A 15,455-nucleotide genomic window follows, 5' to 3' on the forward strand; every position below is an offset into this window, starting at 1 on the left:
CTCAAAGAGGCAGGCGCGCGCCGGCGAAGGCGTCGGCCAGCGTCCGCGCCAGGTCGTCGCGCAAGGTGTCGGCGGCGTCGACGATGTTACCCAGCCGGGCAAAGTCGTGCACCATGCCGGCGTAGATTTTTAGCGTCGCCGGCACGCCGGCGTCGTGCAGCTTGGCGGCGTAGGCGACGCCTTCGTCGAGCAGCGGGTCGTATTCCGCCAGCGCGATGTGCGCCGGGGCCAGCCCCGCCACGTCGACGGCGGCCAGCGGCGCGAAGCGCCAGTCGCCGCGCTCGCCTTCGTGGTTCAGATAGTGGGCAAACATCCATTGCAGCGTGTCGGCCTCCAGCAGATAGCCGGTGCCGTGGCGCTGGTGCGAAGCGCTGTCCTGCTTGCTGCTGGTGCAGGGATACAGCAACAGTTGTAGCGCCGGCTGCGTCCGCCCGGCCCGTTTCAGGGCGATGCACAGGGTCGTGGCCAGGGTGCCGCCGGCGCTGTCGCCGCCGACCGCCAAGCGGGCGGCGTCGATGCCGTGGGCCGCCGCGTGCCGCTCCAGCCAGCTCCAGGCGTCGACGGCGTCGTCGAAGGCGGCGGGAAATTTGTGCTCCGGCGCGAGGCGATATTCGACCGCCAGCACCTTGCACGGCGTGCGCTCGGCCAGGTCGCGGCACAGCGCGTCGTGCGACTCCAGGCCGCCGATGCAAAAGCCGCCGCCGTGGAAGAACAGCAGGCAGGGCAGGGCGGCGGCCGTGTCGGAAGGCGAATACAGGCGCGCGCCGATGCCGCGGCCGTCGGCGCAGGCCAGCGCCAGGTCGAGCGCCGCGACCGACGCGGCGCCGGGGCCGTCGAGCATGGGCGTGGCGGCGTCGTAGCTGGCGCGCGCCGCGGTTGGGGTTTGCAGGTGCATGGGCTGGCTGTCGCCGAGTTGCACCAGCTCCAGGAAGGACTCGAGGTCGGGATTGAGCGGCATGGCGAACGATAAGTGGTGACGGTGCTTGCTTGACGAACCGTCGCGGCGTTTGTTTAGCTAACTATTTTGGCCCCTCGCTCGTCTAGAGGTATAAGTCCGGCTGGCGGCCGGACACGCGCATTGCCTGCGGGTGGATAGCACCCGGCCGGCCCGAACAACCATTTTCTGATCGTACAAAATCTATGTCGAAGGCAAAAATCGTCTATATCTGCTCATTGAGGAACGCCGCCGCCGACCAGGCGGGGCAATACATTGAGTATAAGGAGGAACGGCGCTACATGAAATCGCCGCTCGAATATCTGGTCGAGGAACTCAATGAAACCAGCCTGGGCCAGTCCTATACGCTGGAGGCCGTCATCTACGACGACGACGAGGGTTCGCCGCGCGACCGCGAAAAGCTGGCCGAGTACGGCTTCCGCTGCGAGCCCGGCAAGAAGTGGCTGTGCCCTGCCGGCTTGCAGGTGCAGGGCCGCGACCTCGACACGCTGATGCAGGCGATTCCGTCGACCTATCGGCGCCACGCCAGGGGCACGCCGGAGCACGTCGCCGGCAAGCGCGTGTTCGAGGCGAACCTGCTGGCCAAACTGAACGAACTCGGCGCCGACCTGGTGGTGCTGGACGGCCTGCTGATCATCCTCGACGAGCTGGTGCGCCCGGGCAGCCCCTACCATAGGCGCATCGTCAACATCCATCCGGGCATTACGCGGCTGGAGTCGCCTTACGAGCGGCGCGGCGCCTGGGCCACGCTCAACGCGCTGTACGGCGCGCGCGGCCAGCAGGTGCGCGATTGGACCACGATGGAAACGGTGGCGGTGCCGCCGGTGTTGATGACCGGCGCGTCCTTCCATTATGTCGACAACGGCATCGACTCGGGCGAGGTGATCGTCGACGTGCTGAAGACCGAGATCGACCCGGAGGATACGATATTGGAACTGCGCTGGAACAACTTCAAGCTCAGCCTGTTCCCGGCGATGCAGCAGGGCTTGACGTTGATGGCGGGGCGCCTGCGCAAGGCGGCTTGATACGCGAAAACGGACCGAAGTAATGCCGTTAAATTGGCGGGCCGGCAACGCTGAAAATCAACCCAAGACAGAGAGCCGGGGTCGGGCCTTAAGGTCCGACCCCGGGGTTACGCAGTTGGTTTTGATGAATTCAACGCTGAAGCCGCCAAGGGCCGCAGTTAGTTCTAGCCGCAGTCATCAGCGATTGGGTCAAATATGCTCATGGACCAGACGACAGCGATGCCCGGTCAAGACAGATAGCTCGTTCACCAACTGCTCGCTGATCGGCCAGTTCCAGAACCCGAACGCGAGATTCCCAAAACCCCACGGCATGTCGAACGTCCAATCCACGATGCTTCGGCTGGTGTGGCAAGCCGGGCAGGCCATAGAGCACTCGGCCTCGTCCGAAAACCACGCCCCTACGGCATCGCTCCAAGGCAGGTCGTCCGGGTCATATGCGGCTGCGCAGCCGGGACAGCGGATCGCGGCAATGCCGTTGTCGCCCGTGTGGTACACCGTCCGTTCGATCGCGACCTCAAGTCCACTCATTAAGAACGGTGGCGTCAGAGGGCAGGCGTCCCATTGCGCTGCCGACGCCCCTCGCGCCATCAGGTCGGCGCCACTGTACGCCTGCTGGGGACATAGCGTTGTCGAGATGACCTCCCGGGCGATCAGCCATTCCTTGACGCGCTCGGCCAATGCCTGCGCCTGGTCCAAGGTGGCATCCAAATCAACAATCCAGTCTACGCTAGCGCCCATTTTTTCCTTTCAAGAGAAACCATACCTCAAGAGTACCTGATTGGGAACCGCAGTGCGTCTCGATTCGCATTGCCTGGCATTTACCAATTTTTGGTAAAGCCGAAGGTTTGCGTTTGCATAATGCCGATGTTTATCTGTAGCGGCTCGCGTTTGAAACCGACCGTGCTCGCATTTGACGCCGATTTCGGCTCGAATTATCTGCAAATGACGGTAGGTCCGTGCTCACACTATCTGCAAATGAGCTTGCAATCGACGGCGCAGGCTCGCATTGCCGCCGGCTCACGCTAACTGCAAATGCGGGCTGTACTCGTCCTCCAGTCAATATCTGGCCAACTGGACGAATTCCTCCAGCGCGCCCGGTGGTGGCATCTCATGCAGGGCACGCACCTTTTTCAGTTCTGGGCGCTGCGGCTCCCGGACGAAGCGGGTAGCCCTGAGCGCTCGTGGGTGAGCGTTATCAAATCATCCTCAATCGTCAATCGAACTCGGTCTTTAGGGCTGAAGCCGACCTCGTCGAGAACGTTGCCGAGCATGCGACGGATTCGATTTATTAGGTACACGTCGGGACAGATCCAGGCGTCGAACTGCTCGGTCATGTCCTTGAGCCGGTAGCCGTGGCGCGCCAGCGTCGGCTCCAGGTTGTCGAGCTGGCGCAACAGCACCGTCTCCACCAATTCCGCCGTGACCGGCTTCTCGCCCGTCTGGTAGCCCGCCTCGAGCGCGAGCGTCTGAACAGCGCCACGGGCCGCCTGCCCTTTTTCACCAGCTCCTGCAGCTCGCGGTCGCGCCGCTCGCCCTGCTTGGGGATCTGCATGCCGGCCGGGATGTGCGTGAGCCACGCGATATCGAGGGCCAGCATGACGTTTTGGAAGGCCCTGCTCTTGACTGGTACTCCTGGTAGCCGACGCCGCTGCGGTCGTCCACCACGCTGAACAGCATCAAGGTCGGCACGCCCTTCAAAGGGTCGATCCAATCGGGCTTGTCGATGTGTTTAAGGTCGGACGGCGCCATGTCGAATTGCCAGCAGTCGTTGCTGTGCTCTGCCTGAAAACGCAGCGCTGGCGGTTCGCGCAACAAGTGGGGTTGATCGAGCCGCAATGGGAAAGGTGGCGATTGACGGTCGGACGCCGCAGCAGGCCCTTGGGCGCCTTGACCAAGCCCTGTATCGTTTCCACGCCGTAGTCCTCCATCAGCTCGATGGCCCGCCCGGTGAAAAGGTGGCGCCCGGCCTTGTTGGTGGTGCGCAGTTTCAGCGCCGCGATCAGCTCGCAATAGCGCTCCAGCTCCATTTTGCGGCAACAGTGGCGGCTTGCCGTGGTCGGCGCGGTGCACAGCGTTCGGCTTCTGAACCGCTTGCAGCGCCCAATAGACGGTCGTCGCGGAGACGCCGTACAAGCCGGCCGCTGCGGCGATCTGGGCTGCCCGTTCCAGACTCTTGCGCGGCAAGCGATCCAGCCGCTGCCGTCGCTGCAGCAGCGAATCGACGGGAATCGCCTTACGCCGGCCGCTCATGGCGGGCCAGCGCGCGGTACACCGAGGCGCGGCCGACGCCGAGCCGTCGCGCGATCTCCGTCGCGCCAAGCTTCGCCTCGACGCGCAGGCGCTGGACCTCGACGGGATCGACCGACGGCTTGCGCCCACGGTAGGCTCCGCGAGCCTTGGCGGCGGCGATGCCCTCGAGCTGGCGCTCGCGCCGGAGGTTGGTTTCGAACTCCGCGAACACGCCCAGCATGTCCAGGAACGCCTTGCCGGCGGCGCTGCGGGTGTCGATGGCTTGCTCGGTCGCCTTGAGGGTGACGCCGCGCTCCTTCAGCGTGTGACGATGTCCTGCAAATCCTCGATGCTGCGCGCCAGGCGGTCGATCCTCGTCACGACCAGCGTGTCACCCCGCCGCAGGAAATCGAGCAGCGTCTCCAGCTCGGTGCGTCCGGCGCGGCTGGTGCCGCTCGCCTTCTCGGCCCGGACCACGTCGCAGCCGGCGGCGCGCAGCGCCTGCTCCTGCAGGGCGAAATCCTGGTCGCTGCAGGAAACGCGGGCATATCCGTAGAGCCCCATGGGTCGGGCTCGTCTCCCAACGCCAGAAGTGAAATCGCCACAGGCTGAGGCCGCGACGACATACGTCGGCGCGGAATCGAAGACCACTTTCTGTGCTTCGGCGTGAGCGGTGCAATACAGTTTGAAATAGGAAGGATGATGAAGTTGACAGTACACTGTCATTAACGGAGAGTGACAGTACACTGTCAAATTGGGATCTACTATGACTTCAAAGGATCTCCCTGCAAGCCCGCTTTATCCGACCCAACGCGAATGCGACAAAGCGGAGGCGGCAACTCAAATGATTGAACGTCGCATCAAAGGACCACAATGCGCAATATCAATGACCGCGTCGGCGGATCGCTGCGGCCAGATACCGATTCTGTTCGTACACGCCGATCCCGGCCAAGCCAGTCAGTGGCGCGAATTGTCTGAGCGCTTCCGTTCGCGGCGCCAAGTCGTGGCGTTCGACGCCCGCGGCCATGGCGCCAGTGATGCCCCGGCGAATGGTGACTACAGCTATGCAGGACGGGCCGAGGACATCTGCGCCGTAGCAGACGCCATGGATCTTCAACAGTTCATCCTGGTCGCGCACAGCGCGGGCAGCGCCACGGCACTGCGCTACGCGGCGGCCAATTCAGACAAAGTCGCTGGACTGATCTTGCTTGATCCGCCATCCGACCCGCGAGCGATTCCGCAACCCATCCAGACGCAGATAGATGCTGCGCTAAAGGGCTCGGACAACCGCGCTTACCTGCGTGACTATCTGAACTCGATTGCCGGCGACAACGCTGATACTGTCGCGCTGGTCCTCGCCAGCTCGGAAAGCATCGAGATGCAAACTTTCATTGCCATGACCGCGGCAATGCTGGCCTGGAATCCCGAAACGGACCTGGCGAGCTATACGAAGCCGATGTTGATACTTTCCAGCGAAGCTGGCGATACGCCGTCATCGCTGCGATGGCTCAAGCCCGAAGCGGCGTTTCGCGTGATTCACGGATCGGGGCACTGGCTGCAAATGGATCAGCCGGAGGCCACCGCCCTGGCAATGGAACAATTCATCAACGAACTTGATCCGCAAGGCTAACGCTCTTATGACTACACGATCACCAAGGATCAAAAAAACACCCGCTGGCGCGGCGCTGACCGAGATCGTGTTACTTGCTTTTCGGCTCGACGGCGCATTAATGGACGCAGCCGACAAAATCGCCGCGCCGGCGGGCCTGACGGCGGCGCGTTGGCGGGTGCTCGGCGCCGTCCTCAGCGAACCTCGCACCGTCGCGGATATCGCCCGCAACATGGGGCTGGCGCGACAAAGCGTGCAGCGCCTCAGCGACGCGCTGGTCGCGGAGGGATTGCTGACGATGAACGATAACCCGGCCCATAAAACTGCGCGCCTGGCGACACCCACGCCCAGCGGACGCGCGGCTATCGCCAACTTGTCCGACAGGCAAACACGGTGGGCGAATTTGATTGGCGCCGGCTTTGATATTCAGTCGCTCGATGAACACATGCGCGTATTGAAACACCTGATCGCGTCGGTGGAGGAAAATCACGCATCTATCGAATAAGTTGACGCGACCATACCGGCTCAAGGACATGAGCGAACAGCTCCATACCAAGGCGGCCGAGATTCAAGTGATGTTCAGCAATCAGCTCGAACCTGGAGCCGACGCCATTCCACCGAACTTAAGGATCTTGGCCCCAAGCGGCGAGAATATTTCACATAGTTATTGACAAGATCGCGGCTGCGCGCGGTCGCCGCGCTGCTGACGGGAGTGTTTTCACGACAGCAGGACGGCGACCAATGACGACTTTTTGACCTTCATCGGCCGCCATCTCATCGATCTCAGTAAGGCATTATTCATGATCAAGATCGCCTGCGAAGTGGTCGCGCGTGATTTCTTCGGTCAGTTTTAAGCGCCGGCTGGACGCTTGTTGATCGCAAACGATGCAGGGGGCAAACATTGCGGTCCGCCCCCTGCATCCATACTTCAACTTTTTTAGTTTAAAACGTGTACTTCAGCGTCGCCAACACATTGCGCGGCGCGCCGTACATGATGTTCTTGAAGGTGTCGATCTGGTTGGCGTAGTATTTTTTGTCAAACAGATTGTTCACGTTCACCTGCAGCGACAACCGCGGGTTGATCTCGTAACGCGCCATCACGCTGGCGACCGCGTAGGCGTCCTGGCCCACCCGGAGATCGGCCCCGCCGAACGGGCTGGGGAATTGCGCGTAGCTGCGGCCTTCCCAGTTCACGCCGCCGCCGACGGCCAGGTTTTTCCACTCGCCGGGCAGGCGGTACTTGGTGTACACCTTGAGCATCTTGTGCGGATGGGCGGTGTTGATCGCCTTGCCGCTGGCGTCCTCGCTGGTGAACTGGCTCCAGCCCACGCTGGCGTTCCAGCCGCTAGCCAGTTCGCCGTTCAATTCCATTTCGTAACCCCGGGTTTTGCTGCCGTCGCCGGTGATGTAGGCTTGCTCGCGGGTGTTCGGGATGACCTGGTTGCCGTCGGCGATGGCGAAATTGTCCTGCTTCACCTGGAACAACGCGAAGGAGGTGTTCAGCTTGCCGTCGAGCAGTTCGCCCTTGACGCCGATTTCGATGTTCTTGCCTTTCAGCGGCTCCAGATAGGCGCCGGTCTTGTCGCGGCTATTCTGCGGATCGAAGATGCTGGTGTAGCTCGCGTACAGCGAGGCCTGCGGACTCAGGTCGAACACGGCGCCGGCGTAGGGCGTGACGACGCCGTGGTGGCGGATCGAGTACGCTTGCGCCGTCCATAGCGTCGCTTCGCCGTCGCGGTTCCAGTTGCTGACGCGGGCGCCGGCGATGAACTTGAGCGCGTCCGTCAATTGCAGTCGCGCCACGCCGTAGACGCTGGTCTGGGTCTCGCGCGAGCGGTTGCCGAGCTGGTACGCCGACCAGGTTGGCTCCGGATAGGCACCGCTCCAAGCGCGGAAGTCGCCGATCGGCGGCAGTTCGCTGGCGTTGCTGTTCTGCCATTCCAGATCGTGTTTGCCGTGCAGCAGGCCGACGGCCACTTCATGCTTGCGCCCCAGCAGTTCGAACGGGCCGGAGGCGGTCAGGCCGAAGTCGGTCTGCGTGGCGTCGACGCCGTAGCCGACCAGCCAGGGTTGCAGGCCCAGGCCGGTGGCGCGGTCGACCGCGCCCTCCATCCAGTTCAGGCGCTGGTCGCCGGTGTTGCTGCGCCGCGTAGCCGACGCCTGCAGCTTCCATTCCTTGCCGAGGCGGTGGTCGACGGTGGCGAAGACGCTTTGCTGGCGGGTGTCCCAGCGGTTCCAGTTGGCCGCCGTGGTGGTGGCGCGGTCCCAGTCGGTGCGGCTGCCGTCGGTGTAGAAAATCGGCAGGCCGGCCCACTGGTTGCCGCGGTGCTCGTCGCGCTGCTCGCTGAAGCCCACGCTCAGTTTGGTGTCGCGGCCCAGGTCGGCGTCGATGACGCCGTAGACCAGCGCCTTTTGGGTGGTTTCAAGGCGGATGAAGTTGTCCTTGTCCTCGGCGCTGACGACCACGCGGCCGCGCACCGAACCGTCCTGTGTCAGTGGCGCGCTCAGGTCGATGACGCCGTTGCGCCGGTCCCAGGAACCCAGGCCGACGCTGGCCGAGCCGGTGAACTGCTTGCTGTCGGCGTGTTTGCGGATCAGGTTGATCGACGCCGACGGGCTGCCGCTGCCGCTCATCAGGCCGGTGGCGCCGCGCACGATCTCGACCCGGTCGTAGATCGCGGTGTCGGCATTGGCCTCGCCTTCATTGTTGCCGGCCATCGGCGTGCCGTCGATTTGCAGCTTGTCGATCTGGAAGCCGCGGGCGAAGAAATTGCCGCGCACGCTGTCGATTCCCTTGGCGGAGACGCCGGTGGTGGTGTTGGCGACCTCGAACACCGACAGCAGCGCCTGGTCGTCCAGGCGTTCGCGGGTGATCACGCTGACCGATTGCGGGGTGTCGCGGATCGACAAATTCAGGCCGGTGGCGGCGGTGCTGCCGGCGCTGGTGTAGGAGCCGCTGCCTTCGCTGGGGCCGATGGCGCCCGCCGTTACCGTCACGGGCGCCATGGTCTGCCCCTCCTTGGCCGTGGCGGCGCCTGCCTGTTGGGCGTGGGCGGCGCCGCCGACGGAAAGGCTGGCCAGGGCCAGTTGCAGGGCCAGGACGCTGCGGCGGACCGGAAGTTTGCTAGATTTGATATGCATTTTCGCTTGCTGTTCAGTTTAGTAGGTGATGACGGAAGGGTGGCGGGCGCGTCCGAAATGCCTGGACGCAACAACGCTTATGACCTTGACGAATCAGCGATCCATTTGTTTAGTCGACATATTCGGCGCCGCGCCCGCACTACGGCGGCTGGCATTGCTATAGCGCGGGCGCGGGCGCGGTGGCGTGCAGCGCCGCGCCGATCTCCTGGCTGCGGATGGCGGTGATCGACAGCAAGGTGTCGGACAGGCCGTGCGAAGCCTCGCAACCGCCCTGCAAGAACACCCGCGGCTGGAACTGGGCGTTGCCGATCAACTGGTAGTGGCGATCCACCGCCATGCCGTCCAGCCATGGCGCCAGCGGCGCCAGCAGGTTTTGGTGCTGCTGGCGGCGGTAGCCGGTGGCCAGGATCACCGCGTCGTAGCGGCTGGCGAAGGTATTGCCGCTTTCGTGGTCGCGCAGTTGCAACTGGACGCCGGCCGCTTCCGCGTGGGCGGCGACGACCTCGTGGCGGCGCAGGAACTGGTGGCGCTGGTCGCCCAGCACCTTTTGCTGGTAGAAGACGTTGAAGATCTGTTCGATCAGCGCCGTGTCGGCCACCGCGTAATTGGTGTTGAGATGCTCGTCGAGCAGCGCGGCGCGCTCGGCCGGGGTCTGCTGGAACACATAGTCGGTGTAGTCGGGGTTGAAGATTTCATTGACGAAGGGGCTGTCGTCGGCCGGCTTGAGCGCGCGCGCCCGCGTCACCAGGTCGACGTTATAGCCCTTGCCGTGCAAATCCATGAAAATCTCGGCGGCGCTCTGGCCGGCGCCGATGACCGCGACGCGGCGCGCGTCCTTCAACTGGCCCAGCGCGGACAGGTAGGCGCTGGAGTGGAACACGCGGGCGTCGCCGCGGAACGCAGCGAAGCACTCAGGAATGGCCGGACTGCCGCCGACGCTGACGACGATGTTGCGCGCCTGGCGCTCGTGCACCTGGCCCTGGCTGTCGCGCGACTGCACCGTCAGGTGCGTGACCTGGCCCTTGCTCAGCACCGGCAGCACCGCGCTGACTTCCTCGCCGTAGCGGCATTGCGCGGCGAACTGGCGCGCGGCCCAGGCCAGGTAGTCGTTGAACTCGCGCCGGCTCGGGTAAAAGGTTTTCAGGTTAATGAAATCTTGCAGGCGTTGGCGCTGGTGCAGGTAATGCAGGAAGGTGTAGCGGCTGGCCGGGTTGCGCAGCGTGGCCAGGTCTTTTAGGAATGAAATCTGCATATGCGTGCCATCCAGCAGCATGTCCGGATGCCAGGCGAATTGCTGCTGCCTTTCCAGATACAGCGCGTCGGCCGGCTGGCCTTGCTCCTGCAGTGCGATGGCCAGCGCCAGGTTGGAGGGGCCGAAGCCGATGCCAATGAGTTTATGGATATGCATGGTGTATGTGCTGATGTCCTGTTGAGCGGTTCGCGGGAACCGGAGGCTTTAGAAAGACGCCGGTCGCTGTATGGTCTTGCTGGATTGACGAACCGGAATGAGAACTGTTTACAATTTCGACGCTTTTTTATTCTTTGGCGGCGACGGCGCCCAAGGGCTTAAAAATTGGCGGCGCCGATACGTCAGGCCTGCATGCACACAGATGAAAGAGCACAACTATGTTGAACAATTCGAGGCCGGCCATGGGGGCGGCGCTGGCGGCCCTGTTGACGCTGTCGGCCGGCGCGACGCAGGCGGCCGAGGTCAGTATTCGTCGCACCGCCGACGGCATTCCGCATATCAAGGCGGCCAACTGGCGCGACCTCGGCCTGGGTTATGGCTATGTGCAAGCGCAGGACGCTTTGTGCACGCTGAGCGAGGCGTTTGTCACCTACAAGGGCCGGCGCAGCTTGCATTGGGGAGCGGACAACCGGCCCGAGCATGAATCGATGCTGGGGCGCCCGACCAACCTGGAACTGGATTTCTTCTTTGCCGCCTACGCAACCGAGGCGATGGTGGCGGCGTACCGGCGCGCCCAGCCGGTTGAGCTGCAACAATTGATCGGCGGGTTCGCCGACGGCTACAACCGCTATCTGGGACAAGCCCGGCAGGCCCGCAGCGACGCCTGCGCCAGCCAAGCGTGGGTGGAGAACATCACGGCCGGCGACATCTACCGGCGCATGTATGCCGCCAGCATCAGCGCCGGCTATGCGCGCTTTATCCCGGCGATTGCCAACGCGGCGCCGCCCGGCGCCGCCCGGGCGCAGGCCCACCCGGCCACCCGGGCGGCGCCGGGGCCGACGCTGGCCCAGACGCTGGCGCACACCATCGGCAACCAGCCCGGGATTGGCAGCAACGCCCTGGCGCTGGGCGGCGACGTCACCGGCGAGGCGCAGTCCGTGCTGTTTGGCAACCCGCACTGGTTCTGGCGCGGGCCGGACCGCTTCTACCAGGCCCACTTGAGCATACCCGGCAAGCTGAACGCCGCCGGCGTGTCCTTCCTCGGCGTGCCGGTGCTGATGGTGGGCTTCAACGACAACGTCGCGTGGAGCCATACGGTGTCCGAAGCGCGGCGTTTCGGCCTGTTCGACCTGACGCTGGCGGACCCGACCCACTATCGGCTCGACCAGGACGTGGTGCCGATGCGCGCGCACACCGTCACCGTGCCCCTGCGCGGCGCTGACGGCCAAGGCGACAGCGCCACGCGCACGCTGTATTCCAGCCAATACGGTCCGCTGCTCGACCTGGGCGTGCTGGCGCCCGAACTGGGCTGGAGCGCCGGCAAGGCGCTGGCGCTGCGCGACGTCAACGCCGACAACCTGCGGGTTTTCCGCACCTTCTTTTACTGGAACCAGGCGCGCTCGCTGCAACACTTTGTGGAAATCCAGAAGCGCGAGGCCGGCACGCCGTGGGTCAACACGGTCGCCATCGGTCGCGGCGACGCCCGCGTCTGGTATGCCGACATCGGCGCGGTGCCGAACGCGCCGGACCGCTTGCGCGCGCGCTGCGCAACGCCGGCGTCGAAGGCGTTTGCCGCGGTCGACCCGCTCGCGCCGGTGCTCGACGGCAGCCGCGGCGATTGCAACTGGCTCGTCGACGGCGCCGCCGCCCAGCCCGGCGCCTTGCCGGCGTCCGCGCAGCCGGGACTGTTTCGCACCGACTATGTGGCGAACTCGAACGAGAGTTATTGGCTGAGCAACCCGGCCGAGCCGCTGGAAGGCTATCCCTTGGTGATGGGCGGCGAGCGCCAAGGCGTGTCGCTGCGCGGCAAAATCGGCCACGGTATCGCCGCCGAGCTGCTGGCGCATGCGCCGCTGCCGGCGGCCGAGGTGGTCGACAGCCTGAAGCGGCAAGTGTTGGACGCCCGCTCGCTGGCGGCGCAACTGTACAAGACGCCGCTGCTGGAGTCGATCTGCTCGCAGCGGGTGGTCAAGGTGGAGCGCGACAGTCTGACCGGCAAGATCTTTGACGCGCCGCGGCCGGTGCGCCTGGCGCAGGCGTGCCGCGTGCTGGGCGGCTGGAACGACAGCGCCAACGCGGGCGAGCGCGGGGCGCTGTTGTGGGAGCAGTTCTGGGCCAGGGTGGAGAAAATTCCCGAGGCCGAGCGCTTTGCCGTGCCGTTCGACCCGGCCCATCCGCTGGAGACGCCGGCGCGCATCCAGGCCGGGGACCCGCGCATGGCGACCAGCTTGGGGGCGGCGGTGCTGGCGATGACCGACGCCGGCCAGGCGCTCGACACCTTGCTTGGCGACAGCCTGTACGCCGGCGACGGCGCCGCCGCCGCGCATGTGCCGCTGTACGGCGGCTGCCACCAGGGCGGTTACTACACGGTGGCCTGCCGGGCGCTGGGCAGCCGGGGCGTACCGCCTGACTTTGTCGGCAACAGCTATGTGCAAGTGGTGCGCTTCGGACCGGGTGGCGCGCAAGCCGACACCTTGCTCGCCCACGGCTTGCGCGACACCGGGCTGGCCGACGTGGCGGGCAATTCGGCGCTACAGCGCTACGCGGCCAAGCAATGGCAGCGCTTTCCGTTCCGCGAGGCCGAGATCGCCGCCGCAGTCACGTCGAGCACGGTATTGCAGCCGTAAGCAGGCCCGTTCCAAACAAATCAGGCTAAACAAGGCGCACCACCGTTCGTCTTGCAAGGGAAGCCCACTCACAAGGATTACGTTCATGTTACGATTTTTGATTCAACAATCCAGGGGCCTGTTGCTCGCCGCCGCCGCCGGCAGCGTTGCGCACGGTGTCTGCGGCGTCGCGCTGATCGCCCTCATCAGCGAGGCCCTCAGCGCCGCGCCGTCGGCGCGCGCCGGCATGGCCTGGATGTTCGGCGTGCTGGCAATCGGGCTGATGCTCACCCACATCGTCGCCTCGGGCCTGTTCGAGCGCCTTAGCCAGCACGCCCACGCCGAATTACGGCGCTACGTCAGCGGCCGCGTCATGGCGGCCGACTACCGCAACCTGGAAGCGGTCGGTTCGGCCAAGGTGCAGTCGGCGCTGTCCGAGCACAGCGCCAACGTCGCCGCCTTCTTCGTCACGTTCCCTGCCATCCTGAGCAATTTCGTCGTGGTACTCGGTTGCCTGACCTACATGCTACTGTTGTCGTGGCAAATCTTCCTGTTCGCCGTCGCGCTGATCGGGCTCGGTTCCTTCGGCTACCACCTGGCCAACCTGCGCGCGATCCGCCATTTGAACCTGGCGGCGGAGGAGCAGGACCGCCTGTTCGGCCATTTCCGCGCGCTGACCGACGGCGCCAAGGAACTGCGGCTGCATTTCGGCAAGCGCACAGTCTTCCGCGAGCAAGTGCTGGGCGCGTCGATCGAGCAGGTGCGCAGCGCCCGCACGCTTGGCATGTCGATTTTTGTGGTGTCGGCCAGTTGGGCCAATTTCCTGATCTACGCCTTCATCGGCCTGGTCTTGTTCGTGCTGCTGGGCGACGCGCCCGACCAGTCCCGCGTCATGACCGGCTTCGCGCTGGTGTTCGTCTACATGGTTACGCCGCTCGAAGTGCTGCTGCTCAACATCCCGCGCGCCAATCTGGCCAAGGCATCGGCCAAGCGCATCGACGAGATCACGGCGGGCATGGCCGAGCACGAGCAGGCCGTCACCAGCGCCCAGCCGGAGCCGCTGTACCAACTGGCGCTGGAATCGGTGGTGCACCGCTACTACCACGAGCAAAGCGATGACTTCTTCGCCCTGGGGCCGGTCAGCTTCGTCTTCAAACCGGGCGAAGTAGTGTTCCTGGTCGGCGGCAACGGCAGCGGCAAGACCACGCTAGCCAAATTGCTGGTCGGCCTGTATCCGCCGGAATCGGGCCGCGTCACGCTCAACGGCCGCAGCATCGACGACAGCAACCGCGACCAGTACCGGCAATTGTTCAGCACCGTGTTTTCCGACTTCTACCTGTTCGACCGGCTGCTGCACAGCGGCGACGGCGGCGCGGATCTGGACGCGCGCGGCAACCGCCTGATTGAACGCCTGCACCTGCAACACAAGGTCCAGGTACGCGACGGCGCGTTCACCACGCAGGCGCTGTCGCAGGGGCAGCGCAAACGTCTGGCGCTGGTGGTCGCTTGCTTGGAGAACCGGCCCTTCCTGGTGTTCGACGAATGGGCGGCAGACCAGGACCCGCTGTTCAAAAACGTGTTCTACCAGGAAGTGCTGGCCGAGCTGAAGGCGCAGGGCAAGACCATTCTGGTGATCTCGCACGACGACCGCTATTTCCACCTGGCCGACCGGCTGATCCGCATGGAAAACGGCCAGCTCAGCGAGGACACCACGCCGCGCACCCGCGTCCAGGCGGCATAGTGGTTGCCGACAGCGCGTCGATTACCTTGCTGTGCCTGCCTAACGCGGGCGCCAGCGCCACCATGTACCTGCGCTGGCGGCGTTTGCTGCCGGCGTGGATTGGTTTGACGCCAATGGAGTTGCCGGGCCGGGGCGTGCGCTCGGGCGAGGCGCTGGTGCAGGACTACGACACCTTGCTTGCGCAGCTGTGCGACGAATACCTACGCCTGCCGCCGCGGCCGTACGCCTTGTTCGGCCATAGCATGGGCGGCTTGCTGGCGTATGGCATGGCGCGGCGCCTGCGCCAACTTGGCGGGGGCAGGGCGCCGCGCGCGCTGCTGGTTTCGGCCAGCGCCGCGCCATCGTGCCGCGACACGCTGGTCTTCACGCCGGACGACGACCAGGCGCTGGTCGCCGAGCTGCGGCGCCAGGGCGGCACGCCCGAGGCCGTGTTCGACAGCGGGGAATTGATGCAGATGATCTTGCCGACGATGCGCGCGGACTACCGCGTGTGCGCCAGCTTCTGCTTCGACGCGGCGGCGCCGCCGTTGGATATGCCGCTGTGGGTGATGGCCGGCCGCAACGACCGCTACACGGCGCCGCAGATGCAGGCATGGCGCCGGGAAGCCGGTTCGGACTTCGGGCTGGAGTGGTACGACGGCGGCCATTTCTATCTGCGCGGGCAGGCGCAGGAGCGGCAATTGATGCAGGCGCTGGAGCGCGCCCTGGCGCTCAGGCAGCCGGCGTTGTGCCCTTGACTCG

The 15,455-nt window shown here is 64.9% G+C and carries 13 protein-coding genes and 1 pseudogene; 6 read left to right on the forward strand and 8 right to left on the reverse strand.

Translation table 11 applies throughout. The features are described 5' to 3' along the window. Position 1: 1 nt before the first annotated feature. A complete protein-coding gene (locus tag ACFDR9_RS00060; protein WP_409029631.1) occupies positions 2-958 on the reverse strand; it encodes an alpha/beta hydrolase in 957 nt (318 codons plus the stop codon). 182 nt (positions 959-1,140) lie between these two features. On the opposite strand from ACFDR9_RS00060, the gene ACFDR9_RS00065 reads away from it, so the two are divergent. Beyond that, a complete protein-coding gene (locus tag ACFDR9_RS00065; protein ID WP_409029632.1) occupies positions 1,141-1,980 on the forward strand; it encodes a formyltransferase family protein in 840 nt (279 codons plus the stop codon). Positions 1,981-2,169: 189 nt separating this feature from the next. Here ACFDR9_RS00065 and ACFDR9_RS00070 read toward each other — a convergent pair whose 3' ends face one another. The 5 genes and pseudogenes from ACFDR9_RS00070 to ACFDR9_RS00090 all read right to left on the reverse strand — a co-directional run. Beyond that, a complete protein-coding gene (locus ACFDR9_RS00070) occupies positions 2,170-2,718 on the reverse strand; it encodes a hypothetical protein (RefSeq protein ID WP_017875533.1) in 549 nt (182 codons plus the stop codon). Between the two features lie 392 nt (positions 2,719-3,110). Continuing rightward, positions 3,111-3,557: a hypothetical protein gene (locus ACFDR9_RS00075; protein ID WP_409029633.1), complete on the reverse strand. Its 447-nt coding sequence runs from the start codon at positions 3,555-3,557 to the stop codon at positions 3,111-3,113. Positions 3,558-3,674: 117 nt separating this feature from the next. Further along, positions 3,675-4,007 (reverse strand): hypothetical protein, encoded by a 333-nt coding sequence (locus ACFDR9_RS00080; protein WP_409029634.1) that lies wholly within the window; start codon positions 4,005-4,007, stop codon positions 3,675-3,677. Between the two features lie 206 nt (positions 4,008-4,213). Beyond that, positions 4,214-4,450 carry a helix-turn-helix domain-containing protein gene (locus ACFDR9_RS00085; RefSeq protein WP_409029809.1) on the reverse strand — a complete coding sequence of 79 codons (237 nt, stop codon included), beginning with the start codon at positions 4,448-4,450 and terminating at the stop codon, positions 4,214-4,216. Further along, a pseudogene (locus ACFDR9_RS00090) lies at positions 4,424-4,935 on the reverse strand (recombinase family protein); the annotation flags it as partial. The gene ACFDR9_RS00085 and the pseudogene ACFDR9_RS00090, both read right to left, overlap by 27 nt. A 40-nt stretch (positions 4,936-4,975) precedes the next feature. Here ACFDR9_RS00090 and ACFDR9_RS00095 point away from each other — a divergent pair. Both ACFDR9_RS00095 and ACFDR9_RS00100 read left to right on the forward strand, forming a co-directional pair. Continuing rightward, positions 4,976-5,839, forward strand: a complete 864-nt coding sequence (locus ACFDR9_RS00095; protein WP_409029635.1) for an alpha/beta fold hydrolase — start codon at positions 4,976-4,978, stop codon at positions 5,837-5,839. A gap of 7 nt (positions 5,840-5,846) precedes the next feature. Then, positions 5,847-6,323, forward strand: coding sequence for a MarR family winged helix-turn-helix transcriptional regulator (locus tag ACFDR9_RS00100; RefSeq protein WP_081611776.1), 477 nt, complete (start codon positions 5,847-5,849; stop codon positions 6,321-6,323). A 437-nt stretch (positions 6,324-6,760) separates the two neighbouring features. On the opposite strand, the gene ACFDR9_RS00105 is transcribed toward ACFDR9_RS00100, so the two are convergent. Then, entirely contained in the window at positions 6,761-8,959 is a 2,199-nt protein-coding gene (locus tag ACFDR9_RS00105; protein ID WP_409029636.1) for a TonB-dependent siderophore receptor, read from the reverse strand. Positions 8,960-9,116: 157 nt separating this feature from the next. Beyond that, positions 9,117-10,367 (reverse strand): lysine N(6)-hydroxylase/L-ornithine N(5)-oxygenase family protein, encoded by a 1,251-nt coding sequence (locus tag ACFDR9_RS00110; protein ID WP_409029637.1) that lies wholly within the window; start codon positions 10,365-10,367, stop codon positions 9,117-9,119. A gap of 218 nt (positions 10,368-10,585) precedes the next feature. Here ACFDR9_RS00110 and ACFDR9_RS00115 point away from each other — a divergent pair, with 218 nt between their 5' ends. From ACFDR9_RS00115 to ACFDR9_RS00125, 3 genes are all read left to right on the forward strand, one after another. Continuing rightward, positions 10,586-12,994: a penicillin acylase family protein gene (locus ACFDR9_RS00115; RefSeq protein ID WP_409029638.1), complete on the forward strand. Its 2,409-nt coding sequence runs from the start codon at positions 10,586-10,588 to the stop codon at positions 12,992-12,994. 85 nt (positions 12,995-13,079) lie between these two features. Next, positions 13,080-14,714, forward strand: a complete 1,635-nt coding sequence (locus ACFDR9_RS00120; protein ID WP_409029639.1) for a cyclic peptide export ABC transporter — start codon at positions 13,080-13,082, stop codon at positions 14,712-14,714. Beyond that, positions 14,714-15,451 (forward strand): thioesterase II family protein, encoded by a 738-nt coding sequence (locus ACFDR9_RS00125; protein WP_409029640.1) that lies wholly within the window; start codon positions 14,714-14,716, stop codon positions 15,449-15,451. Before ACFDR9_RS00120 ends, ACFDR9_RS00125 begins: the two co-directional genes overlap by 1 nt. Positions 15,452-15,455 lie beyond the last annotated feature (4 nt).

The organism is Janthinobacterium sp. CG_23.3 (genome assembly GCF_046115965.1).
Taxonomy (GTDB): Bacteria; Pseudomonadota; Gammaproteobacteria; order Burkholderiales; family Burkholderiaceae_D; genus Janthinobacterium.